Below are 24720 nucleotides of genomic sequence, written 5' to 3' on the forward strand. Positions count from 1 at the left end.
GAACCTTTCGCTCCTAAATAATCAATTCTCATTATATTTGCGCAAATTTGATTGTAAGATGAGAAATTTAGTAGCAGAATTGCAATGGCGTGGCTTGGTTCACGATATGATGCCCGGAACTGAAGAGCAACTTTTAAAGGAAATGACCACAACGTATATTGGGTTTGACCCAACGAGTGATTCGTTGCATATTGGAAGTTTGGTGCCGATTATTTTGTTGGTTCATTTAGAAAAATTTGGACACAAGCCGATTGCTTTGGTTGGCGGTGCGACCGGTATGATTGGCGATCCTTCGGGAAAATCGGATGAGCGTAACTTGTTGGATGAAGCGACTTTGGAAAAAAATGTGGCCGGAATCAAAGCGGTGTTGTCTCGATTTTTAGACTTTAATTCTACGGCAGCCAATGCGCCGATTTTGGTGAACAATTATGATTGGATGAAGGATTTCTCGTTTATCAATTTTGCGCGTGATGTTGGGAAAAGAATTACCGTGAACTACATGATGGCGAAGGATTCGGTGAAGAAACGTTTGAGCGGAGAAAGCGGTGAAGGCATGAGTTTTACTGAGTTTACGTACCAATTGATTCAAGGATACGATTTTCATCATTTGTACAAAACCCATAACTGTTTGTTGCAAATGGGCGGTTCAGACCAATGGGGAAATATTACCACGGGAACGGAATTAGTACGCAGAATGAATGGTGAAGGAGCCAAAGCTTACGCGATGACTTGTCCGTTAATCACGAAAGCGGATGGTTCTAAATTCGGGAAGTCAGAAGGTGGCAACGTTTGGTTGACTGCGGATAAGACTTCGGTGTATAAGTTTTACCAATTTTGGTTGAACACTACCGATGTGGATGCGGAGAAATACATTAAGATTTTTACGTTTTTAGATAAAGAAACCATTGATGCTTTGATTGCGGAGCACCAAACAGCACCGCATTTGCGTGTGTTACAGAAACGTTTGGCGGAAGAAGTGACGACTTTTGTGCATGGAAAAGAAGAATTGGAGAAAGCGGTTTTTGCTTCGGGAGCTTTTTTTAGTCCGACTATGGAGGATTTGAAAAAGTTAGACACCAAAACGTTTTTAGAAGTTTTTGAAGGCGTTCCGCAAGCGGAAGTTGTGAAGGCAGATTTAGAGAACGGTTTAGATATGATTGCAGCGCTTTCGGCTAAAACGGGTTTTTTGGCTTCCAATAGTGATGCGCGTCGCGAGTTGCAACAGAATTCAATTTCGTTGAACAAAGAGAAAGTAGCAGCCGATTATTTGATTACGGAGAAAGACTTGATCAATAATCAGTTTTTGATGTTGCAAAAAGGAAAGAAGAATTATTATTTAATCAAGGTTATATAACCATAAGGTTACAGCCTCGGATATCAGAATTATCAAAGCGGCCCAATATTTCGAAAGAATTGTTGGGCTGTTTTTTGCCCAAATCTTGCGTGGCGATAAAGGAGCACGAATTGATATTGGCCAAATCAATCACATTCACACCGCCGGTTTTGCCGAAATCAAGGTAAGTCAAAGCATCTTCGGTGTCGCGGATTAAAATTTGCATCCACGCCGGGCATTCGAAAACACCGTTGCCTAAGGAATACGCTTGTGATAACAACTCCGTCATACCATATTCTGAATGGATGCTGGAAACACCGAAACCTTGGCATAAGATTTCGTGTAATTCTTCTCGGATGATTTCTTTGCGTTGGCCTTTCATGCCACCGGTTTCCATGATGATGGTGTTTTTGAGTTGAAAATTTTGCCTTTCAATCAAATCCAATAAAGCATACGTTACACCAATCAGGATTACATTTTGGCCTGAATTATCGAGCTCAATCAGTTTTGAAATCAGTTCGTCGTAATTGTGCAGGTAAAAGCCGCTGTGCTCATTATTGGACAATTCGATTAAATCCTTGACCATATAAATCAAAGATGAACCACTGCGCTCCAAATAGGATGGAAGCAAAGCCAAAACGGCGTAGTCTTCAATATTACCGTAGAATTCGGAGAACGCTAGGCGATAACTTTGTTCGTATAGCGAAACATCGGTTACTAGGTGTTTGCTGGTAATCATTCCGGTCGTTCCGCTGCTGGTGAAGGTTTCCTGAATTGGGTTTGAATTAGAAACCACCGTATGGCTTTTAAAAAACTGTATCGGCAGAAACGGAATTTGTGGTAATGATTTTACTTTTTGGACGTCAGTATTTAGTAAATCACAAAATTCACGATAGACTAGGTTGTTCTCGTATTGGTAACGAAAAACCTTCAGCGCTATTTTTTCAAATTGCTTTTGTGAAGAAATCGTGAATATGTCTTGTAGATTGACCAAGGAATATTTTTTTTTACTACGTACAGTTCGACCTAAAGGTCTCGAGTCGCAAAAGTAAGGAAAATAAAAAAGCCCTATCTCGTTTTTGGTACAAGACAGGGCTTTTTTGTATGAGTAAGATGGATTATTCGATAACCAATTTAGTAGAAGCCGTTTTACCTTCTTCAGTAATTCTAACTACATAAACACCGGCATTTAGATTGCTTACGTTGATAGCATTTTCAGAAGTTGTAGTGTTTAAAACTTGTTTTCCTAATAGGTCAAAAACAGTAACTGTTCTTTCTGCGTTAGCAGCAGTTTCGATGAACAAAGTTCCGTTAGCAACCGGGTTAGGATATACTTTTAAACCAGAGATTTGGTTTTGAGTGGTTCCTAAAGTAAAGTTTGCTGTAGTAGCAATTCTTAATTCATCGGCTATGATAGTTGGAGTGTTTGTAGCTCCATCTTGTCTAAACATAAACCCGCCTAAGTTATCAAAAGCGCTAGTAGGAGTAACACTTATTGTTGGAGAAGCACTACCGCCGATAGTTGGGTTAATGTATAGTGACAAAGCATTGTCAGCAAAATCATATCTTAAAACCACATATTGAATTTCACCTGGATTATATAAAGTGGGATCCCAATCGGTAGCAGAAGCTCCGGTTCCTAAGCCGTATTGGTATTGAGTTCCGTTTTTACGGATCCAGATTCTGGCATTAGTCGAAGCACCCGAAGCATCTGTAAATAATGCAAAATAAGTACTTGTTAAGTCATTTGTAACATTGGCTAAATCCGAAGCAGTAACAATAAATGATGCAAATAATGAATCGGTATTAGTGCTTGTAAATAAAGTTCTTGATTCTCCACCGCTTCCAACGAAAGTAATTGAGTTTCCTGAAGAAGTAATGCCGGCATAAGATAAGCTGCCATTAGCGATAGTGATATTGTCTCCGCTATTTACCAATGACCATTTTTGCTCAGCATTAAGTGATCCTCCAACGGTGTAAGGGAATGAATCGTTGAATGGTAAAGTATTAACCGGTTTACATTCAGGAGCGGTGACTGTTTTAGTAAGGCCACATGCGCCACTTACTGTTAAAGTTACGTTAGTGCCTTCAGGGATATTGGTAATGATAATATTACCTTCGGCTGTAGTTGAAGGGTTATTGCCGCCAATTGTGCCTGCATTAACAGATAAATTATATGAACCTGTATTTCCTCCGGTAAACGGAATAGTAGCAGTGTAAGTATCGATATTCAAAGTTGTAGCATCACAAACAGCAGTTTCTGTATTTAAGATTAAGCTACAAGCGGCAGCACCAAACCAAGTATTGTATACTTTTATTTCGTCTACGGTAATATTTTGGGTAGCGGCGTATTGTCTTAAAAATACTCCTCCAATACTGGCTGTTCCTCCTCCGGTTGTAGTATGTTCCGGTGTTCCGGCAGCAGCCTCAGAAGCAGGAACTCCTGTAGATTTAACCCAAATGCTGGCAGCACCGGCTGCAGTTACGTCATATTTTACTATGATAAGGTAAGTAGTGTTTAAATCGAAATCGGTTGGAGTTGTGGCAAAAGAAGCAGTACTCGTGTTTGAAATTCCAAAATTTATTTTTCCGGTAGTTGCTGATGGTTTTACATAAATTCTAGCGGCAAATGTACTTGGAGCTGTTCCTAAATGTGCAAAGTAACCAGCATCGCCTGAAGTAACATTTACTAAAAATGAGAAATACAAAGATCCGGAAGTTACTGGAGCTGTGAAAGGTTTGTTAACGTCTTCTCCGGTATTATCCAATCTTGCAGCGTTGTTGGCAACAGTATTGTAACCAGCGTAAGTCAATCCATTGGCAGCACCAACATCTACAGCATTGGTTCCGGCGCCACTGTGAGCACTCCAGCCGTTTGCAGTCAACAAAGCGTTGTCAGGATAATTAAAATCATCTGTCAAAATTTGTCCGAATGACAAAGAGGTGGCAGTAAGTAATAATAAGGAGTAAATTTTTTTCATTTTTTTAAATTTAATTAGCCTACAAATATAATGACAATATTTGTTAGCCAAAAAAAAGAATGTAAAAAAATGATTAAATAAACCTTAAAAAATCAAAATTTAACTATCTGACAATTAGTTTTCTAGTTGTAGTAGTTTCACCTTCGGTGATTTTGATGATATAAACCCCAGGAGGGATAGAGGTAATATTCAATTCTTTAGAAGAAATGGTAGTTTGCAACACTTTTTTCCCCAATACATCAAAGATAAGAATCTCTTTGTCTAAGGAAGTTTTAGAGGTAATGTAAATCTTGCCGTTGCTAACTGGATTTGGATAAAAACCAAGAGTTTCCCCTTGCTGTTTTCCGTCTTGTGCAAAAGACACAAGGGAGAACAAAGAGAAAAGAAAAGTTGTTAAAAAGTAGTTTCTAGCCATGACTCTAATTTGGTTATTACAAATATATATAAAATATTTCAAATATTGTACCAAAAAAATCCCTCAATTGTTGTTGAGGGATTTATGTGATTTTATTTGTAATTAAGGAACCAAAGTCGTTCCGTTAACAGTTGCCCAAATTCCAGGAGAGATATTGGCTCCTGTAGCACTGTCGCTGGTAGTGTATTGTCCGGTAGGGAAAGCAACGCTTAAACTTCCTGCGCCTGCAAAAGTTGAAGTGCCATCATTAATTTTTACAGTAGTCAACTTTATTTTGTTGCCGTTTACTTGGTCTGTATTGGTTGCAGCGTCTTGAATTCTAACCGCTGTCGAATTGGCAGTGGTGTATCCTGAAATTACAATATTAGTAAAATCGCCGTTTCCTTGTTTTTTGAATTGAATTGCATCGTATTCTGCAGCAGAAGATCCTCCTTCAGTAACCGTTCCGGCAGCTCTTACTAAAGTAATATTTGTAATTACCGGCCAGAAAGCGTTGTTGTTGTTTGAAGCTTCAATCTCCATTCCGAAATTTCCGGTGCCCACTTGGTAAGCATACCAGTTTGAATTGTTTTGTCCTTTCCAGCCATCTTGCCAGTCAAAAGAGTCGTCATAATTTCCGTAAGAAATTAAGTTGGTAGCACTAACAGTTCCGCCATAAAACTCAAACCCGTCATCAGCACCTTTGTAGGATACTAAGTGGTCTAAAGTAGTTCCGGTTCCAACAGAGTAAAATGAAAATCCATTCATTTCACTGGTTCCGTCAGTAATTTTCTTTCCGGCATATTCTACTCTTACGTAACGTAACGTTCCACCATTGTGAGCAGGATTGGTTCCGCCATAAGTAAGGTTCAATCCGTCTTCTGAAGTTTTGGTAGTTACGCCACCCGCGCCATTGATTGGAGCATCACCATACATGATGATTCCACCCCAAGAACCCGGAGTTGCAGAAGGTTCTGTCAACACTATCGGTTGAGCAGCTGTTCCGTTCATGATTAATTTTCCGCCATTTTTTACTACAATAGCATCTACACCATTGGCAGCATTTGCAGTGATAGTAGAACCTGCATCAAAAGTTACGGTTACTCCGTTTTCAATGGTTACAATTCCATTCAAAGTATAATTGCCAAAAGCATAGGTTTGATTCGTTGTGATGGATCCGGTTAATTCTCCTTCTACCGGTTGAACAGTTCCTTCATCATCATCTGTCGAACAACCAACAAATAATGCAGATAAAATAGTAAGACTTAAAAGTAATTTTTTCATTTTAAATTGTGTTTTAAATTGTTTTGACAAAACTAACTCAGGGTTGTTTTTTAAATGTTTGGTTATCATTATTTAAAAGTTATCGACTAATTATTTAATTGTAAACCCAATGTTTCCTTAGTATGAACAAAAAAGAACTCCGGAGAGTTCTTTTTGTTTTTAGAAGGTATAAGATAAACTGGTTGAAAATCCGACACCTTTTTTATAGCTTTCCAAAAGAAGGGAAGTTTCGTTGATGCTGATCTCGCTATTGTCTCCTAATACTCTTTTGTAAGTTGGATTCAAAATATTGTCAATAGAGAATTTGATGTCCCACTTTTTATTGATGTTACTTCCCCAAACAAAATCCAATTTGTGGAATGGTTTTTCATAAATATGATCATTTCCGGCAACCCCTACAGCATAAATTCTTTCGCCATAAACATTGTATACCAAAGAAGTGGTGTTTTTCCATTTGGAATTCAACTCAAATTCATATTTTAAATCGGAATTCACCAACCAACTTGACGCACCTTGCAGTTTTCTTTTTTCAAAAGTATCGAAGTAACCGTCGCGGTTTTTGTTTACAGTGGCTTCTGTTATCATGAAAGAAGTATTCGCGCCAAATGAAAAACCTTCTAAATTTTTATGCAAGCGGCTCAACTGTACAATAAATTCAAACTCGGCGCCAAAAAGCGTAGCACTTTTGTTGTTGAAATAAGTAATCGTTTGTCCGCTTCCCGTAGCACTCGCCTGAACAGTTCTTTCAATCGGATTGTCGATGTATTTACTGAATAAAGTAGCGGCAAATAATTCGTTTTTCGTTGGAAACAATTCATATTTTAAATCAATATTGTAATTCTCGCTGTTCTCAATATCCGAATTTCCTCTTTCGGTGGTACCGTCGGCGTTGATTAAGTTGATATCCAAACTTTCAAAAAGCACCGGTTTGGTATAGGTTTTTGAAGCGGCTAAACGAAGATTACTCTTGTCATTAACTTCATACTTAACATTGACAGAAGGTAAGATATACAAGTTTTCACTGTTTTTCTTTCTGTACGGATTGTTGATAGGATCTACAATCGATTTGTATTTGTATTCACGAATAGTGTTTTCGGCTCTAAGTCCAACATTCAACTCTAATTTTTCAGTAAAGTTGAATAACAATTTGGTGTACAATGCATCAGCTCTTTGAGCCACTTTGGTTTTCCACTCGGCAGAAGATTGTTCTGTAAATGACAGGAAGTTACTCGCGATATCATCCTGAATGGCTTGGTCAATTTCATTTACCACTACATTGTATGGCGTAGCACCTGAATTTGGTACCCCAAAAGTAAATCGGAATTTTGACACCATATACTCGGCAAAACCATTATAACCAAAAGAGAATTTGTGTTTTTTATCTTCGGTTTTACCAAACTTATAGTTGTATTCTAAATTGCCCGATAAGTGGAAATTATTGTCAATGTTGAAAAACTGACGCAATAGGTTATTGCTTCCATATTGGGTGTTGATTTCCGTATCGCTGATTTTTGTTCCGGTGATGAATTTTCGGTCCGGTTGGCTGTATTTGGTTCTCGTGTAAGACAAGCCTCCTTTTACGGAGTGTTTGTCATCAGCGGTAATCTTGTAATTACCAAAAAATTGATTGGTGAAATAATCCGATTGCTCATATTGGTTTAATCGAATAAATTCGTTTGGATTGTCTACCGCAGTTCGGGTGTAACCTACTTGGTCTTGAATCGAATTCTCGGTTGATTTCAAATACAAGGTATTGTACAACAATTTCATACGGTCTGTTTTGTACTGTAAGCCAACCAATACTGAAGATTGTGTTTGAAACTTGTATTCTTCTTTAACCAAATTATTGTCGTAAATCCCTTGTCCTTGCGAAAATGTTCTGTCAACACCTTTTCTGATTTGATAAGTGTTGTCAAAATTGGTGGCAAAAACATAATTCAATTTATTTTTCTCTTTGCCCAAATAAAATTTCCCGGAATGACTAACCCCAAAGCTAGTGTTCAAAGGCGAAGTGGTTTTGTTTACATTCCAACTGGATTTGTAATCGTTTTCGATTCTTCCGTTAGGGATAGCGCCATATCCTGAAGGCAATTTACGTTCTTGTCCGCCAAATCCAAAAAAGCTTTTCGTATTATCCGCATCGGTAGAAAGTAAAAAATCACTACCGTTATTATTAGTAGTATAGCCTACACCATAACTCAATTTGGTTTGACTTTCTTGGGTTTGGCTGGTAATAACATCAATAGTAGCACCGGCGAAGTCGCCATAAATATCAGGGTTAAAGGTTTTATAAACATCCATATAACCTACAACATCGGTTGGAAATTGGTCTAAAGGAATGATTTTTTTGAACGGACTATTGGACGGTACGGCTAAGCCATTCAACAACAAACTGTTGTAACGGTCTTCCAATCCGCGGATAAATAATCCTTTTGATTCTACTTTAGAAATTCCGGTGATTTTAGTCAAACCTTCTTCCACAGTAGAAACGCCTTTTCTAGACATTTCCTGAGCACCAATACTTTGTTTGATTTCTACGGCTTTTTTCTGCTCCAATAGTAAAGCGGTTTCTTTTTCACGACTCACCGTGTTTTGAATCACCACATCTTGCAATTGGTAACTTCCAGAACCTAATGCTTTGTTGATGGTAAGGGTTTCTCCGGCTTTCACTTCAATTTTTTCTTCTATAGTTTCGTATCCTAAGAAACTAAATTGGATAGTATAAGTACCGGCTTCAACTGCAATAGAGTATTTTCCGGTTTCATCTGTGGTTACTCCTATAGTGGTGCCTTTGATTATGACATTAGCAAAAGGTAAAGGCTCGTTGTTTAAATCTTTATCTGTTAATGTTCCTGTAATGGTTCCTTTGCCTTGCGCAAATCCGATAACATTGATTAATAAAAAAGTAACAATAAATTTAAGTTTCATTTTTGTCTTGTTTAATTTTGGTGCAAAGAAACCACCACATTGTAAAGGTCGTGTTACTTCATTATTACCTTTTTGTTCGCTAACTATTACCAAATTGTTAATACATTAAATTACGGTTAAGTCAAGTTTTGTGGTATGTAATCATTTTGTATTATCTTTACATTTACATCGACAAAAAACAATTGTGTCCGTATGAAAAAAAAAGACATCAAGATTTTATTAGTAGATGATGAGCAGGATATCCTGGAAATTGTAGGCTATAATCTTTCCCAAGAAGGATATCAAATCGTAACCGCCACCAATGGAAAAGAAGCCATTACAAAAGCTAAAAGAGAATTGCCGCAACTTATTATTATGGATGTAATGATGCCAGAAATGGACGGTATGGAAGCTTGTGAAAACATTCGCAAACTACCTGAATTAAGCAATGTTATCATCACCTTCTTAACCGCTCGAAGCGAAGATTACTCTCAAGTAGCCGGTTTTGACGCCGGTGCCGATGATTATATCACCAAACCCATCAAACCCAAATTATTGGTCAGCAAAGTGAAAGCCTTACTGCGCCGTTTGAAAAATGAAGAGCAAAACACCGAAACGCTTAATGTTGGTGGTATAGAAATTAACCGAGAAGAATATAAAATTATCAAAGAAGGCAAAGAAATTGTTCTTCCCAGAAAAGAATTTGAGTTGTTTTATTTATTAGCGTCCAAACCCGGAAAAGTATTTAAAAGAGAAGAAATCCTAGATAAAGTTTGGGGCAATGAAGTCATCGTCGGAGGAAGAACCATCGATGTACACATTAGAAAACTTCGCGAGAAAATAGGCGAAGATTTGTTCAAAACCATCAAAGGGGTTGGCTATAAATTAGAAGTATAAATGGCAGTAAATTTCAAGAAAACTTATGCGTTTGCCTTAATTTCAACGCTTTATATTACTGTTTTTTCAACCGGTTTTCTTGCGATTTTGTTGTGGTTTTTCCACGAATTTTCTTGGCTGATTATCACAGTTTTCGCCGTTTCAATGGCTATTTTTTCCTTCTTTGTTATCCAATATCGTGTCGAGCATTTTATCTATCGCAGGGTAAAAAAAATCTACGACGACGTTTCCCTTTTAGAATCTACGTCTTTTCGTAACCAACCCATTACGACCGATATGGCGACTTTAACCAAACAGGTAAAAAAGTTTGCCACCGATAAGAAAATGGAAATCGAAACCCTCAAAGTGCGTGAAGAATACCGAAGGGAATTTTTAGGCAATGTTTCGCACGAATTAAAAACCCCTTTATTTACTGTGCAAGGTTATCTTTCTACGTTGTTAGACGGCGCCATGAATGATAAAAATGTACGCAAAAAATACTTAGAACGTGCCGAAAAAGGAGTAGAAAGATTAATCTATATCGTAGAAGATTTAGACATGATTTCCAAACTTGAAACCGGTGATTTGAACCTCGAATTGTCTAAGTTTAATATCGTAGAATTGATTCAAAATGTCTTCGATTTATTGGAAATGAAAGCCGATAAAAAGAACATCATTCTCATGTTTGACCGAAAGTACAGCAAACCAATCAAAGTCTTTGCCGACAAGGAAAAAATCCAACAAGTAGTGACCAATTTGGTAATGAATTCCATCAAATACGGAAAAGAAAACGGCACAACTGAAGTCACGATCGAGGATTTGGTCAATGACAAAATCATAGTGCGTTTCAGAGACAACGGTGAAGGCATCGAAAAGCAAAACATTCCGCGGTTGTTTGAGCGCTTTTTCAGGGTCGACAAAAGTGGTGCGCGGAGTGAAGGCGGTTCGGGATTAGGTTTGTCAATCGTCAAACACATCATCGAAGCACACGGCGAAAAAATTTATGTAGAAAGCGAGTTCGGCAAAGGTTCCGAGTTCTCATTCACCCTCGAAAAGTATAAATAATTGCTTCCAATTGACGGCTTCATTCAGTTGTGGTAAACCTCTATATAAAGGAATTTCCAATAAATTTTCTATCCTGAATTCGTCTTGTTTGGCATAAGGTGCGATGCCGTTTCTTTTGAATCTTTTGGCCAAATATTCCTGTTCAAATTGTCCCGGTGTAGGAATAAAGAACGCTTTCTTTTCCAGTTTAGCCAAATCCATTACGGTCGTATAACCCGAACGACAGAGTACCATTTCACTTTCGTTAAAAGCGGTTTCAATTTCACTCGAAGTCATAAAATTGTAATAGGTGATGTTTTTGACGGTTTCCTTTTTTTGTTCCGGTTCAACCTTGCCTTTGATAAAAATTATTTCTCCGGTGTAGTTTTGAAGCTCGGCCATTAGCTTTTCTTCCAACATCGTTCGCTGAGGTTCAGGTCCTGAAAGAATCACCATTAATTCGTATGTAAAGGACAAATTTCTTTTCTCCAAACGACTTAACGGTCCCAAATATTTCAACGACAAATCACTGTTTTTCAAATGCCCTAATTTCCCGGTCAGATTGGGCTGCTCTTTCATGTCAGGAATCCAACATTCTGTAAACTTTCCTATAAAATATTGATGCAGTTTACTCGAAATCCAGGTCGTTTTACCGGATAAAACATTCAATTGATGCGTGATAAAAATGCTGGGTACTTTTTTGCTGTGCACACCCAAACGATTGTCGGAAATAATGCCTTTCAAATCATACTTTTTGACCAAAGCTTTAATCAGCTTTTTTTCTTCGAAAATAGCCTGAATCATTTTCGGGCTGTTTTTGATAAGTTTCCATTTGAAATCGGCACCGTCTTTGGCATATTCAATCTCATAAGACGGTAATTCCAATGATTCTAAATGCGGAAATTCTTTTTGCAAAATTCGAAGCGCAACACCATCCGAAGCAATTATTGGAGTAAAACCAAACGATTCTAATTCCCTAATAATCGGAATGCAGCGGGTGGCATGACCTAAGCCCCAATTTAACGGCGCAACGAGTATGTTTTTTGACATTGCTTTTATTTTTTCAAAATGCTGATGAATTGTTCAGCCAATTTGTCTTCATATTCAAAATGATGTTCCTCTTCCGGGAAAGCATCATTTGGATTATGTTGGTAAAGTTTCCACTTCTTATGATTGTATTCTAAAGCGGTTCGGTTTTCAATCCAGTCGCCCGAATTCAGATAGGTAGTCTTTCCGTTTTCCGTTTCTACCACAGCGATTTTCGGCTCGTGAATGTGCCCGCAAATTACGTAATCATATTGGTTTTCTATAGCCAATTCGGTACAAACATTTTCAAAATTAGTGATAAATTTCACCGCCGACTTGACATTGTCTTTTATCTTTTTGGATAAAGAATAAGGTTCTTTATTCATTTTGGCCAAAATCCAATTCAAAAAACGATTGATTAAAATCAGCATATCATAACCCCAACCGCCAAGTTTTGCCAACCATTTAGCGTGATTCACGGAAGCATCAAACACATCACCGTGAAAAATCCAGGCCTTTTTGCCATCTAACTCCAAGACCAATTTGTTGAGCAAGCTCAAATTACCCAAATGCAAATCGGTAAACTTTCTCAGGAATTCATCGTGGTTTCCCGTCAGGTAATACACTTTAGTGCCTTTGGAACTGAGCGAGATAATTTTCTTAATCACCTTCAAATGCGAAGCGGGAAAGTAAGATTTTCTGAATTGCCAAATGTCGATAATATCACCGTTCAGAATCAATGTTTTGGGCTTGACAGAAGACAAATACTCCAACAATTCCCTCGCGTGACAACCGTAAGTTCCTAAGTGAACATCGGAAATAACAACAATTTCTACTTTTCTTTTTTTCAAAATAAATCAGTTTATCAAAGAAAGGATTTCTCCGAAACAATTAGGTTACTTAAACATTATCAAAACTTTATTTATACTGACTTTTATTTCCTTAATTTTACCGACTCAAGGCTGAGGGCCGAACAGTATGAAGTAAAAATTTAAAGTTTGTGGGTAGTAAGAATAAATTAAAACGATTTAAGGAAAACGAAACGTTTCAAAATGTTTTCCAACCAACACGAGAAGAAGTAGTAGGCGGAGCATTTCCGTTGAAAGGCAAATGGAACAGCGATTTCTTCAAAAATGACAATCCCATCATCATCGAATTGGGTTGCGGTAAAGGTGAATATTCAGTGGGTTTGGCCGAAAAATATCCCGATAAAAACTTTGTGGGTATCGATATCAAAGGCGCCAGATTTTGGCGTGGTGCGAAAACCGCGGTCGAGGAAGGCATGCACAATGTGGCCTTTGTTCGTACACAAATCGAATTAATCGAAGGAATTTTTGCAGCACAGGAAGTATCCGAAATCTGGATTACGTTTCCCGATCCGCAAATCAAATACAAGAGAACTAAGCATAGAATGACCAATAGTGAGTTTTTAAAATTGTACAAAAGAATTTTAAAACCTGACGGCGTTGTCAACTTAAAAACCGACAGCGAATTCATGCACGGTTATACTTTAGGATTGTTGCACGGCGAAGGGCACGAAGTATTGTACGCTAACCACAATGTTTACAAAAACGAAGGTGCGCCTGAGGAAGTTATCGGGATTCAAACGTTTTATGAAAAACAATATTTGGAAATCAACAAAGCAATTACGTATATTCGTTTCAAAATCAAATAGATGACCTTTATTTTGCCTCTTGTCTTGGGTTTTAGCATTTCGTTTTTGGCGGTTATACTTCCGGGTTTAATCAACATGACGGCGGCTAAAATCAGTTTGCAAGAAAGTAAAAATGAAGCAATTAGCTTTGCGGCCGGAGCATCTACGATTGTTTTTTTTCAAACGTTTATTGCTGTAATGTTCGCCAGATTCATCAGCAATCATGACGAAATTGTAGCTACACTCCAAGAAATTGGTATTTTCATTTTTTCTGGCTTGAGTGTTTATTTTTTCTGGATTGCCAAAAAGCCAAAAAAACTAAAAGCAGACCGAATCGTCAAAGGAAAATCGAACCGTTTCTTTTTTGGAATGTTGCTGTCAATGCTCAATTTATTGCCGATTCCTTTCTATGTTTTTGCCAGTATGGGTTTGGCCGCAGCAGGTTATTTCAGCTTTGACAAGATTCCGGTTTCTTCCTTTGTAATTGGAGTGGTTTTAGGTTCGTTTAGCGTTTTTTACCTCTACATTGTTGCCTTCAAAAAGATTGAAAAAAAGACCGAGTTCCTCATGCAAAACATCAATATTGTTATTGGTTCGGTGACCACTTTTATGGCAGTGGTTACTTTGATTAAATTACTTTACGGCTAAAATGGAAGATAATTTTTTTGAAAGAGTTTATGCCATAGTGCGCCAAATTCCCGAAGGAAAAGTGACTTCTTATGGCGCTATCGCAAAAGCCTTAGGTGCAGCACGTTCCGCTCGAATGGTAGGTTGGGCCATGAATGCCAGTCACGACAGAGAGGATGTTCCTGCACATAGAGTGGTAAATAGAATAGGAATGCTTTCCGGGAAACACCATTTTGACGGAACCAATTTAATGCAGCAACTCCTCGAAAACGAAGGCATTGCGGTAATAGACAATCAGATTGTAGATTTTGAAAAGCATTTTTGGCAACCGGAGATTAGTGGTCAATAAACTTTCCGCAACCTGCATCCATCTTTCAACTATTTCTCCATAAACATTTTCAATTCATTAACTATTGTTTCCAAACATTTCGTATTATCTTTGCAATCTAAATTCAGTTTAAATAAAAGGAACTGAAAAGCTTAATTACAACTCGAAATGAAACTAGATAGAAAAGAAATCTTAGCGGCTTTAGAAACCATTACTATCGCCGGCGAAGGAAAAAATATGGTCGAAAGCGGTGCGGTAAAAAACGTACTAACATTCGGTAACGAAGTGGTAGTTGATTTAGTAATCTCAACACCGGCCATGCACATTAAAAAACGTGCTGAAGACGATATCAAAAAATTAATCCACGAAAAATTCTCTCCCGAAGCAGAGGTGAAAGTCAACATCAAAGTAGAAACCCCAACCCAAAACCCGAACGAAATCAAAGGCAAAGCCATTCCCGGCATCAGCAATATTATTGCTGTAGCATCTGGAAAAGGAGGCGTTGGAAAATCTACCGTGACCGCAAACTTAGCGGTGACTTTGGCCAAAATGGGATTCAAAGTAGGGGTTTTAGATGCGGACATTTACGGACCTTCAATGCCGATTATGTTTGACGTGGAAAATGAAAAACCAATCTCTGTTGAAGTTAACGGAAAATCCAAAATGAAACCGGTTGAAAGCTACGAAATCAAATTGCTTTCCATAGGATTTTTTACGGCTCCGAGTCAGGCCGTGATTTGGCGCGGACCAATGGCTTCTAAAGCGTTGAACCAAATGATATTCGATGCCGATTGGGGTGAATTAGATTTCATGCTAATCGATTTGCCACCGGGTACAGGCGATATCCACTTGTCGATCATGCAATCGTTACCAATTACTGGCGCTGTTGTAGTAAGTACACCACAGGCAGTTGCTTTGGCGGATGCCAAAAAAGGAGTGTCAATGTTCTTATCTGACAGCATCAACGTTCCGGTATTGGGAATCATAGAAAACATGGCTTACTTCACTCCCGAAGAATTGCCAAACAACAAATATTATATCTTCGGAAAAGAAGGTGCTAAAAACCTCGCGGCCGATTTACAAGTGCCGTTTTTAGGAGAAGTGCCTTTAGTACAAAGTATACGCGAAGCAGGAGATTACGGTCGTCCGGCAGCGTTACAAACCGCATCGGTGATTGAAAGGGTTTTTGAAGAAATCACCCGTAATGTAGTACAGGAAACGGTAAACAGAAATAATGATTTACCACCTACTGAAGCCATCAAAATAACTACCATGGCCGGCTGTTCAGCAGTAAATAAAAAATAAAATTGATTTGAAGATTTGAAGATTTGAAGATGCCAAAATCATTTTCAAATTTCCAAATTCTCATATTTTCAAATTAAATATCATGACAAACGAAGAATTAACTTTAAACATCGAAAAAGCACTCGACGAAATCAGACCGTTTCTGAATTCCGATGGCGGCGATATCAGTTTGGTTTCCATAGAAGATGAAAAACACGTAAAAGTACGTCTTCAAGGCGCTTGTACTTCTTGTAGTTTAAGCATCAGCACAATGAAAGCCGGTGTGGAAACAACAATTAAAAAATATGCGCCACAGATTGAAACCGTAGAGAACGTAGCTTAATGTCATCCTGAGCTTGTCGAAGGATGGGCGTTATCCGCGATTAACAAAAACTACGTTCTACAAACTTGTTTTTGTCTATCGGGATCCGGGCTATTCGTTGCAATCTTTTGATGATTTCCCTTTCGCTACGCTTCAGGGCAATCCTAAAAAGGATTTCCACTTCTATCCCTAACGCATTCGTGCTGAACATGACAAAAATCATAAAATAAAAGTTCCGGTTTAAAGACCTTAGCGCCTTAGAACCTTAAGAACCTTACAACCTCAAAAAATGATTGAAACAGATATACTAATAATCGGTGCCGGACCTACAGGCCTTTTTGCGGTCTTCGAAGCAGGATTATTAAAACTAAAATGCCACATTATTGACGCTTTACCGCAACCCGGCGGACAATTAGCCGAATTGTATCCCAAGAAACCTATCTACGATATTCCCGGTTATCCCGAAGTATTGGCGGGCGATTTGGTGACCAATTTAATGGAGCAAATCAAACAATTCCAACCCGGATTTACTTTAGGAGAAACAGCCGAAACCATCGAAAAACTCGAAGACGGCAGTTTTATCGTAACAACCAATGAAGGGACAAAACATTTGGCCAAAGCCATTGCCATTGCCGGTGGTTTAGGGACATTCGAACCGCGAAAACCCATTTTGAAAGACTTAGAGTTTTACGAAAAAGAAGACCGCGGTGTAGATTATTTCGTCAAAGATCCCGAAAAATACCGAGGTAAAAACATAGTGATTTCCGGTGGTGGTGATTCTGCTTTAGATTGGAGTATCTTCCTTTCTGAGGTGGCAGCTTCCGTTACTTTAGTTCACCGAAGAAACGAATTCCGAGGCGCTTTAGATTCTGTTGAAAAAGTACAAGAATTGAAATCGACCGGAAAGATAAAGTTAATTACTCCCGGTGAGGTTGTAGGATTCAAAGGTTCGGAACGAATCGAATCGGTAGATATTGAAGTTAACGGTGCTCGAATGAATGTGGTGACCGATTATTTTATACCGCTTTTTGGCTTGACACCAAAATTGGGTCCTATTGCTAATTGGGGATTAGAAATTGAAAAAAACGCCATTAAAGTCAACAACGCTTTAGATTACCAAACCAACATCGACGGGATTTACGCCATCGGTGATGTTAATATTTATCCCGGTAAATTGAAGTTGATTCTTTGTGGTTTCCACGAGGCGACTTTAATGTGTCAAAGTGTTTACCAACGATTGAATCCGGGCAAAAAATATGTCTTGAAATACACCACAGTTTCGGGTGTTGACGGTTTTGACGGAACCCGTAAAGAAGCGGAGAAAGCAGTTGTAAAATCGATAGACTAAGATATGGCACAAGATATTACCATAACCATCACCGACCGCGAAGGCATCAGTCATGAAGTGCAAGCACCAACCGATATGAACATGAATATCATGGAGCTCGTTCGTGCCTACGAATTAGCACCCGAAGGAACCATAGGTATTTGTGGTGGTATGGCCATGTGTGCTTCTTGCCAGTGCTATGTGTTAAATGATTTTCCGCTTCCTGAAAAAAGCGCGGATGAAGAAGCCATGCTTTGGGAAGCCTTCAACGTCAAAGAAAACAGCCGCTTGGGTTGTCAAATCCACATCACAGAAGACCTTAACGGATTAGAAATAGAATTGGCTCCGGAAGTCTAAACTACAAACCCAATTTCATCTTAGCTTCGGGCAGAATCCTTTCTACAAATTCAGCATACGCTATCGTTGAAGGATGCAATCCGTCACTGGCGACCAATTCGGGTTGGAGTAAACCTAATCTGGTGATGTCTGTAATATTAACAAAAGTAATGTTGTTGGTTTCGCAATAATTTTTTGCAAAAGCATTGTATTGATAAACCCCTTCCGAAATGGCGATTGAACCTTGTCCAAAAGGCGTATAAGCATAATCCGGAATCGAAACTACTATCAGTTTGTTTTTATCTCCTCCGGCTTTGGTAATGGCTATATTAACCAGTTCAGGAAATTCTTGTTCGTAAAGGCTAAAAGGTTTGCCTTGGTATTGGTTGTTGACACCAATTAACAGGGTAACCAAATCATAAGTATTGGGCAGATTTTCATTCCCAATAGCCGTTTTCAAATTCGTAGTTGTCCAACCGGTTTGCGCAATGAGTTTGATGTTAAAAGAATCTTCCGCGTTTAAGAATTGCTCAAGGCCGTCCTTCAATTGTTCGGGAAACCGACAAGTTTCGCATACGCTTTGACCGTAAGTATAACTGTCGCCTAAAGCCAAATACTTATAGTTTACCGGAACAATTTCAGTAGCGGTATTGTCCTCATCAGAACTACAACCGATCAATAGTAAGCCAAGCAAGAGCGAGAAAAATATTTTAGTCAAGTATCTCATAAGGATTATTTTCAATACAATTACGCTAAAGCAATTGCTATAGGTTTAAACCAATGCCAGGCTTGATTCTATTTTTTCTTCAATGGCATTCCAAAGTCCGATTCTTTTCTCCAAAGCTAAAATGGAAACTTCCTCAACTTCTTTCCATTTTTGTGCATCATCCTGACAAAGTTCGGTAATCATTTGCATCGCCATTGGGCCGTGTTCGTCGGCGTCTAACTCGATGTGTCTTTCGAAGTAATAAATCAACTTGGACAAATCCACTTTCGGGAAATTTTGTTGGAAGCTTTTCAAGATTTCGGTAAACATATTCGGAATCAAATCTTCTCTACCAAAAGTAAACGCCGCGGCAATTTTATGCACTTTACCTTCTTCGATTACGCGGAAAGTAAAGTCGAGAAACGCTTTCACTTCAGGATGCAAATCACTTTGTTTGATCCCGATAAATACATTTTTAGTGTCATTTACATTTTTAAGAAAAGCTTCTAATTCTTGCGTACAAGCACCACAACTTTGCATGGCTTCCACATACATTTCGAAATGACTCAAGCGTTTGCCGTCTAAAGTCAAATCGCTTTCTTCGGCCAATACAATTTCGTTAATCAAATACCTGGTTTCCGGATTTTCCGAAGCAAACCATGGCGTAGTAGTGCAAGTCAGTTTGCTTTGCAGTGCTTTTAACAGCGACATAAAATCCCAAACGGCATACACGTGATTTTCCAAAAACTTTCGCAAGTCGTCAATGGTTTTTACTTTGTCGTATAATGGATGTTGGAGTAAAATGTCTTTCTGTGGTTGGATTTTTTCGTTAATAATAGAAATGGTCATAGCTTTTTTTTAATATTTACGGATTTCAAAACACTAAAGTTTTAAATACACACAAAAGTAAAAATGCTTCCCCAAAAAGAGAAGCATTTTATATCAATTTTATTTATTGTTTAATCTATTATTTAAAGGCCGGAATTCCTGTTATATCCGCACCGGTAATCAACAAGTGTATGTCGTGTGTTCCTTCATAAGTAATCACACTTTCCAAGTTCATACTGTGGCGCATGATAGAGTATTCACCGGTGATTCCCATTCCGCCTAAAATCTGACGTGCTTCACGAGCTATGTTGATGGCCATGTCTACATTGTTTCTTTTTGCCATAGAGATTTGAGCCGTAGTCGCTTTGCCCTCGTTTCTCAAAACACCCAATCTCCAAGTCAATAATTGGGCTTTGGTGATTTCGGTAATCATTTCGGCCAATTTTTTTTGTTGTAATTGCGTTCCGGCAATGGGCTTGTCAAATTGAATTCTTTCTTTAGCATAACGCAAAGCGGTATCGTAACAATCCATGGCCGCACCAATAGCGCCCCATGCAATTCCGTAACGAGCAGAGTCCAAACACATCATTGGCGCACCTAATCCCGATTTGCCCGGCATTAAGTTTTCTTTCGGCACTTTTACGTTGTCAAAAATCAATTCTCCGGTAGCCGAAGCACGCAATGACCATTTGTTGTGCGTTTCAGGTGTGGTAAAACCTTCCATACCGCGTTCTACGATTAAACCGTGAATTCTGCCTTCTTCATTTTTGGCCCAAACTACGGCGATGTCAGCAAATGGCGCATTAGAAATCCACATTTTAGCTCCGTTCAACAAATAATGGTCGCCCATGTCTTTGAAGTTGGTAGTCATTCCGCTTGGATTCGAACCATGATCTGGTTCTGTCAATCCGAAACAACCCATGAATTCTCCGGTGGCCAATTTGGGTAAGTATTTTTGACGTTGCTCTTCGGTTCCGAATTTCCAAATAGGATACATTACTAAAGATGATTGTACCGATGAGGTAGAACGAACACCCGAATCGCCTCTTTCAATTTCCTGCATGATCAAACCATATGAAATTTGGTCTAAACCGGCACCGCCATATTCCTCAGGAATGTAGGGTCCAAATCCGCCAATTTCACCCAAACCTTTGATGATTTGTTTTGGAAATTCTGCACGTTGCGCATAGTCTTCAATAATTGGAGAAACTTCTCGTTTCACCCAAGCACGAGCAGAGTCACGCACTAATTTGTGTTCATCCGTTAATAAATCATCTAAATTGTAGTAATCCGGAGCTTGAAATAAATCTGGTTTCATTTTCTAAAAAGTGATTAATTAGTGATTAGTAATTAGCCAAAACCAGTTACGAAATCGTTTGCAAAGCTAATCAATCTTACTTAAAATCTCAATCAACAATTGTTATAATTTTTTGAAGCTTTTTGCTTCGCTAGTTCACTCCTTGTCAGGAGCTCGGGTCCGGCTATCCGCTTTATCTTTTTCAGAGAAAAAGGATGCCGCTGCTATCCGAGCTAGGGATTCACTGTTGGAAATTAACGCTCGAGTTTCTTAAATGCTTCATTTTTTTCAAATAAAAAATCGGCCATTTCCAATAGGTCTCGTTGTTCGGCCAAACTTTTAGCTCTCGAATCCACTTCACAATAAGCAATGAACAACTCAATTTCTTCGGGTTTGAGTTTGAGTTTTTGGGTATAAAAAGCAGTGTCAAAATTCAAGTCGAGATAGTCTTTAAACGGAATTGGCGGAAGAGATTTTTCCCGTTTTTCTCGGTCTTTGTTTTTGAATAAATTGCGCAATCCTTTGGCCATTCTGACAAAGTCGATTCCGTTTTCGATTGTACCGTCATAAACATTCTGTACTTTGAGTGCGTTGGCTTGTTTGGCAAGCTTTATGGCATCAATATCTGATTGTTTTACCTCTATTTTGAGACTTGATTTTTTCAAAATTTCTACATCTTCCAATGCAATCGGTTTTTCCTCTAAATAAATGAGAAGTTTGGTTTGGTCTAATTGTTCTTGTGTGACCACTATTTTTCGGTCGACATATTCTTTGGAAATGATAAAGAGTTCATCTCCGGTTTTGGCCAAAATACTGAAATTACCATTGCTGTCGGTTGTGCTGCTTTTTTTCGAATTTGTATTGACAATATCAACATTGCTGATGGACTTTCCTTCAGACAACACTTTTCCGTGAAGTAGTTTTTCGCTTTGCGCAAAGCCTAAAAAAGGGAACAAAATAAAGAACCAATACGTAATTTTTGCCATAAGCTTTGAGATAAAACCTTCAAGGCCAAATTAAACATTGCGAATCGGGTAAACTCCGAAGAATTTGTTAAATATTTTAGTACAAAAAGTTAAACTTAAAAAATGTATCTTGGAACTCCTTTTTAAAAATTATGAGAAATAAGATAACGGTATTGTTTTGTTTGATGTGTACTTTATTTCAAGCACAAACGGTCGTGCATGTTAAAGATAAAGAGTCAAAAATGCCTATAGCTTATGCCAATATCTGGAAAGCGGAATCGCTTTACAAAACAGCTGATTCAACGGGAGTTTTTAGTGTTAATTCTACAGAAACGGCAAGTTATTTTAAGATAACTTCTGTTGGTTATCATGATACCATTGCAAAAATCACAGAGGAAATATTCCTGCGACCGAATAGAATTGCCTTGGATGAAGTAAAGTTGGTTCAACGCAAATTCGAAAAAAAAGTAAAACTTGGAAAAGTCAAAAGAGGCGATAATCATTACGGAGTACAATGGGATACTAAAATGGCAATGACGGCCAAATATTTTCCCAACAAAGATACCAAAGGAAAATACCTTAGTAAAGCCAAGTTCTTTGCCACAGCAACCAATAAAAACAGGTTGATAAGTGTTTTGGTTTATTCGGTTGGTGATGATGGAAAACCTGACGAAATATTAAACACAGAAAATCTTGTTTACAAACTCAAAAAGGGAACGCATGCTGTGGAAGCGGATTTAAATAGTTTCAATATTGAATTTCCTTCCAACGGGATTTTTATCATCATTCAGCATCCATTGTTGGAGCAAAATAAGAATTACAGTAAAGATAACAATCACCCAAATGGTTTTTTTTATGAACCTTTAATCTCCATTGATGAATCAGAGGAATACATAGATTCCTGGTATTTTAAAGATGGGATATGGAATCAAAGCAAAACGTACTCAATCAATATTGAATTACTTCTTACCGATTAATTACATCTTCAGATAAAAATCTTTAGTCAAAGCAATATAGTCTTCAGTATATTGATGACGTGCCGTTTCGATGATAAGTTCATCAATTGGGAAATTGGTTTTTTCAGCAAAGGAAAAAGCGAGTAAACTTCTTTTGATTTCGGTGGTTGGGGTACCTTTTACTCTCGTAATTTTCAGAGGAAACAAGTTACATTCTTTAGCCAAACCAATAAATTTTGCTTCTTCTTTATAGGGAATGATTACAGAGAAAATTCCGTTCTCAGAAAGTAAAATGGAAGCCGCTTCTATCAAATCTTCAAAAGGCAAAGCGTCTTGGAAACGCGCTAAATCTCTTTGTTCGCTGTCGGTTTTGTAATCTTCGCTGTAGAATGGCGGATTGGAAACAATCAAATCGTATTCTTCGTCTTCCAAATCCTCCATAAAATCGTCGAGTGAAGCGTGAAAACAGAACAAACGGTCATTCCATGGCGAATTTTCAAAGTTTTCTACGCATTGTTCAAAGGCGTTTTCGTCAATCTCGAAGGCGTCAATCTGTTCGGCTGTGGTTCTTTGGGCCAACATCAAAGCCAAAATTCCGGTTCCGGCACCAATATCCAACACCGAAAAAGGACGATTGTCTATGGGCGTCCAAGCGCCAAGCAAAACCCCATCGGTACCGACTTTCATCGCGCAACGGTCTTGGGTAACGGTAAATTTTTTGAATTGGAATTGAGACATTTGATATTAAGAGGAGGAAGCTCAATGGGCTTCAGGTATTTTTAATTGTGTTTTTTACTGACAAACATGAATCAGAACTCAAACCCCTAGCCCCGATTGTAGCTAGCTACCGTGTAGCGCGGAAAGCGGGACACGAGCTCCGCGAATTGGCGAAGCAAATAGCTCCTAAAGATACATTTCGATTAAGCCTTCCGGTAAATTCATCACGACTTTTTTGTTTTCTCTGTCGATTTTCACTAAGAATTGGTCAATCATTGGTACCAAAATTTCAACGGAACCATTGACTACTTCAAATAAAGGTTGGGCTGAAGTATCATTAATTGAAACGATTTTACCAAAAACACCTAAGCGTTGGTCTTCGATTTCAAAACCAATCACTTCGTGGAAATAGAATTTATTACCTTCGAGTTTGGGCAACATGTTGAGTGGAAGGTAAATTTCGCAACCGATTAATTTATCGGCTTCTTCTTCGGAGTCGACATCTTCAAATTGTACGCGAAGAAAGTCGTTTTTGTGCAAGGCACTGTTTTCAATAAAAAATGGAACCAGATTTTTGTTGAATTCAACAAATACTGATTCCATGTTTTCATATAATTCGGGTTCGTCGGTATCTAAATAGATGAGAACTTCCCCTTTGAAACTAAATTTTTTTGCAATTTTACCTAAATAGAAACAATCTTCTTTACGCATAATTGCTTGAAATATTAAGCTTCTTTTTCTTCGCTGGTTTCTTCAGCAGCAGGAGCTTCTTCAACAGCCGGAGCTTCTTCAGCTACAACTTCAGGAGCTTCTTCAGCAGCAGGAGTTTCCTCAACAGCAACTTCAGCCACTACTTCCGGAGTTTCTTCCGCTACAGTTTCTTCAACTGCTACTTCTTCAGCCACTTCTTCTTCTACTTTGGCAGCTTCAACAGCGGCAGCAGCACGTTTGTCATTGGCTTCTTTTTCTGCTTTCAAAGCTTTGGCTTTTGCAGCTTCTTGTGCTTTTGATAAACCTTCTTTTTTAGCAGTTACTTTGCCTGCTTTTTCTTCTAACCATTTGGCCAATTTAGCATCAGCTTGTTCTTGCGTTAAAGCACCTTTGCGAACGCCGCCATCAAGGTGGTGTTTCATCAAAGCGCCTTTGTAAGAAAGGATAGCTCTTGCAGTATCGGTTGGTTGAGCTCCATTGTGTAACCATTGAACCGCTTGGTCAAGGTTTAAATCAATAGTAGCAGGGTTAGTGTTTGGATTGTAAACGCCTAATTTTTCTAAGAATTTACCATCTCTTTTTGAACGAGCATCAGCAGCTACGATCCAATAAAAAGGTTTCCCTTTTTTTCCGTGTCTTTGTAATCTAATTTTTACTGACATAATCTTTTTGATTAATTTGAGGTACTCGACCTCGGTTATTTAAGGGCGCAAAGATAGTTATTTTTAGGAAACAAACTAATTGAAAGTTATATTTTTACTCCTAAGTTCTTGTTTTATCTAACTTTAACGTTATTTTTTTAAAATTTAATTAGCAT

Annotated in this window: 25 protein-coding genes; 11 read left to right on the forward strand and 14 right to left on the reverse strand. The window is 38.3% G+C overall.

Translation table 11 applies throughout. The features are described from left to right. Nucleotides 1-58 precede the first annotated feature (58 nt). Nucleotides 59-1354: a tyrosine--tRNA ligase gene (gene tyrS / locus HA632_RS09725; RefSeq protein ID WP_176306976.1), complete on the forward strand. Its 1296-nt coding sequence runs from the start codon at nucleotides 59-61 to the stop codon at nucleotides 1352-1354. On the opposite strand, the gene HA632_RS09730 is transcribed toward tyrS, so the two are convergent. The 5 genes from HA632_RS09730 to HA632_RS09750 all read right to left on the reverse strand — a co-directional run bounded on the left by HA632_RS09730 (nucleotide 1347) and on the right by HA632_RS09750 (nucleotide 8920). After that, nucleotides 1347-2327, reverse strand: coding sequence for an acyl transferase (locus tag HA632_RS09730; RefSeq protein WP_176306977.1), 981 nt, complete (start codon nucleotides 2325-2327; stop codon nucleotides 1347-1349). The genes tyrS and HA632_RS09730 overlap by 8 nt on opposite strands. Before the next feature lie 124 nt (nucleotides 2328-2451). Beyond that, nucleotides 2452-4314 (reverse strand): T9SS type A sorting domain-containing protein, encoded by a 1863-nt coding sequence (locus HA632_RS09735; RefSeq protein ID WP_176306978.1) that lies wholly within the window; start codon nucleotides 4312-4314, stop codon nucleotides 2452-2454. Between the two features lie 103 nt (nucleotides 4315-4417). Continuing rightward, nucleotides 4418-4729, reverse strand: coding sequence for a T9SS type A sorting domain-containing protein (locus HA632_RS09740; protein ID WP_176306979.1), 312 nt, complete (start codon nucleotides 4727-4729; stop codon nucleotides 4418-4420). A gap of 102 nt (nucleotides 4730-4831) precedes the next feature. Beyond that, on the reverse strand, nucleotides 4832-5992 hold the full coding sequence (locus HA632_RS09745) for a hypothetical protein (RefSeq protein WP_176306980.1): 1161 nt from the start codon (nucleotides 5990-5992) through the stop codon (nucleotides 4832-4834). A gap of 159 nt (nucleotides 5993-6151) precedes the next feature. Beyond that, nucleotides 6152-8920 (reverse strand): TonB-dependent receptor, encoded by a 2769-nt coding sequence (locus tag HA632_RS09750; RefSeq protein ID WP_176306981.1) that lies wholly within the window; start codon nucleotides 8918-8920, stop codon nucleotides 6152-6154. Nucleotides 8921-9112: 192 nt separating this feature from the next. Here HA632_RS09750 and HA632_RS09755 point away from each other — a divergent pair, with 192 nt between their 5' ends. Both HA632_RS09755 and HA632_RS09760 read left to right on the forward strand, forming a co-directional pair. Further along, nucleotides 9113-9796, forward strand: a complete 684-nt coding sequence (locus HA632_RS09755; RefSeq protein ID WP_176306982.1) for a response regulator transcription factor — start codon at nucleotides 9113-9115, stop codon at nucleotides 9794-9796. After that, nucleotides 9797-10840: a cell wall metabolism sensor histidine kinase WalK gene (locus HA632_RS09760; RefSeq protein ID WP_176306983.1), complete on the forward strand. Its 1044-nt coding sequence runs from the start codon at nucleotides 9797-9799 to the stop codon at nucleotides 10838-10840. It abuts the gene before it with no gap. Here HA632_RS09760 and HA632_RS09765 read toward each other — a convergent pair. Together HA632_RS09765 and HA632_RS09770 are read right to left on the reverse strand one after the other, a co-directional pair. Then, nucleotides 10814-11869, reverse strand: a complete 1056-nt coding sequence (locus HA632_RS09765; protein ID WP_176306984.1) for a glycosyltransferase — start codon at nucleotides 11867-11869, stop codon at nucleotides 10814-10816. The two genes, HA632_RS09760 and HA632_RS09765, sit on opposite strands and share 27 nt — an antisense overlap. Nucleotides 11870-11874: 5 nt before the next feature. Next, a complete protein-coding gene (locus HA632_RS09770) occupies nucleotides 11875-12696 on the reverse strand; it encodes a UDP-2,3-diacylglucosamine diphosphatase (RefSeq protein ID WP_176306985.1) in 822 nt (273 codons plus the stop codon). Between the two features lie 149 nt (nucleotides 12697-12845). On the opposite strand from HA632_RS09770, the gene trmB reads away from it, so the two are divergent. From trmB to HA632_RS09805, 7 genes are all read left to right on the forward strand, one after another. Next, entirely contained in the window at nucleotides 12846-13520 is a 675-nt protein-coding gene (gene trmB, locus HA632_RS09775; RefSeq protein ID WP_176306986.1) for a tRNA (guanosine(46)-N7)-methyltransferase TrmB, read from the forward strand. Next, nucleotides 13521-14147: a lysine transporter LysE gene (locus HA632_RS09780; RefSeq protein ID WP_176306987.1), complete on the forward strand. Its 627-nt coding sequence runs from the start codon at nucleotides 13521-13523 to the stop codon at nucleotides 14145-14147. It abuts the gene before it with no gap. A 1-nt stretch (nucleotide 14148) separates the two neighbouring features. Next, nucleotides 14149-14475: an MGMT family protein gene (locus HA632_RS09785; RefSeq protein WP_176306988.1), complete on the forward strand. Its 327-nt coding sequence runs from the start codon at nucleotides 14149-14151 to the stop codon at nucleotides 14473-14475. Nucleotides 14476-14622: 147 nt separating this feature from the next. After that, the gene (locus HA632_RS09790) at nucleotides 14623-15759 is read left to right on the forward strand and encodes an Mrp/NBP35 family ATP-binding protein (RefSeq protein WP_176306989.1); all 1137 of its coding nucleotides are present in this window, start codon (nucleotides 14623-14625) and stop codon (nucleotides 15757-15759) included. Between the two features lie 82 nt (nucleotides 15760-15841). Beyond that, on the forward strand, nucleotides 15842-16081 hold the full coding sequence (locus tag HA632_RS09795) for a NifU family protein (protein ID WP_176306990.1): 240 nt from the start codon (nucleotides 15842-15844) through the stop codon (nucleotides 16079-16081). Nucleotides 16082-16349: 268 nt separating this feature from the next. Then, a complete protein-coding gene (locus HA632_RS09800) occupies nucleotides 16350-17408 on the forward strand; it encodes an NAD(P)/FAD-dependent oxidoreductase (protein WP_176306991.1) in 1059 nt (352 codons plus the stop codon). 3 nt (nucleotides 17409-17411) lie between these two features. Continuing rightward, nucleotides 17412-17744, forward strand: a complete 333-nt coding sequence (locus HA632_RS09805) for a 2Fe-2S iron-sulfur cluster-binding protein (protein ID WP_176306992.1) — start codon at nucleotides 17412-17414, stop codon at nucleotides 17742-17744. 1 nt (nucleotide 17745) lies between these two features. On the opposite strand, the gene HA632_RS09810 is transcribed toward HA632_RS09805, so the two are convergent. The 4 genes from HA632_RS09810 to HA632_RS09825 form a co-directional block, all read right to left on the reverse strand. After that, a complete protein-coding gene (locus HA632_RS09810; RefSeq protein WP_176306993.1) occupies nucleotides 17746-18450 on the reverse strand; it encodes an SGNH/GDSL hydrolase family protein in 705 nt (234 codons plus the stop codon). A 45-nt stretch (nucleotides 18451-18495) separates the two neighbouring features. Further along, nucleotides 18496-19278: a DUF3050 domain-containing protein gene (locus HA632_RS09815; protein WP_176306994.1), complete on the reverse strand. Its 783-nt coding sequence runs from the start codon at nucleotides 19276-19278 to the stop codon at nucleotides 18496-18498. Between the two features lie 118 nt (nucleotides 19279-19396). Then, nucleotides 19397-20575, reverse strand: a complete 1179-nt coding sequence (locus HA632_RS09820; protein ID WP_176306995.1) for an acyl-CoA dehydrogenase family protein — start codon at nucleotides 20573-20575, stop codon at nucleotides 19397-19399. 233 nt (nucleotides 20576-20808) lie between these two features. Then, on the reverse strand, nucleotides 20809-21540 hold the full coding sequence (locus HA632_RS09825) for a hypothetical protein (RefSeq protein WP_176306996.1): 732 nt from the start codon (nucleotides 21538-21540) through the stop codon (nucleotides 20809-20811). Between the two features lie 131 nt (nucleotides 21541-21671). On the opposite strand from HA632_RS09825, the gene HA632_RS09830 reads away from it, so the two are divergent. Further along, nucleotides 21672-22496, forward strand: coding sequence for a hypothetical protein (locus HA632_RS09830; protein WP_176306997.1), 825 nt, complete (start codon nucleotides 21672-21674; stop codon nucleotides 22494-22496). Here the strand turns inward: HA632_RS09830 and HA632_RS09835 are convergent, their stop codons facing one another. The 3 genes from HA632_RS09835 to HA632_RS09845 all read right to left on the reverse strand — a co-directional run bounded on the left by HA632_RS09835 (nucleotide 22497) and on the right by HA632_RS09845 (nucleotide 24565). Further along, a complete protein-coding gene (locus HA632_RS09835; RefSeq protein ID WP_176306998.1) occupies nucleotides 22497-23213 on the reverse strand; it encodes a tRNA1(Val) (adenine(37)-N6)-methyltransferase in 717 nt (238 codons plus the stop codon). A 165-nt stretch (nucleotides 23214-23378) separates the two neighbouring features. Continuing rightward, nucleotides 23379-23903 carry a ribosome maturation factor RimM gene (gene rimM / locus HA632_RS09840; protein WP_176306999.1) on the reverse strand — a complete coding sequence of 175 codons (525 nt, stop codon included), beginning with the start codon at nucleotides 23901-23903 and terminating at the stop codon, nucleotides 23379-23381. A gap of 14 nt (nucleotides 23904-23917) precedes the next feature. Continuing rightward, nucleotides 23918-24565 (reverse strand): 30S ribosomal protein S16, encoded by a 648-nt coding sequence (locus HA632_RS09845; protein WP_176307000.1) that lies wholly within the window; start codon nucleotides 24563-24565, stop codon nucleotides 23918-23920. Nucleotides 24566-24720: the final 155 nt, after the last annotated feature.

It is taken from the genome of Flavobacterium sp. J49, from assembly GCF_011742145.1.
Lineage (GTDB): Bacteria > Bacteroidota > Bacteroidia > Flavobacteriales > Flavobacteriaceae > Flavobacterium.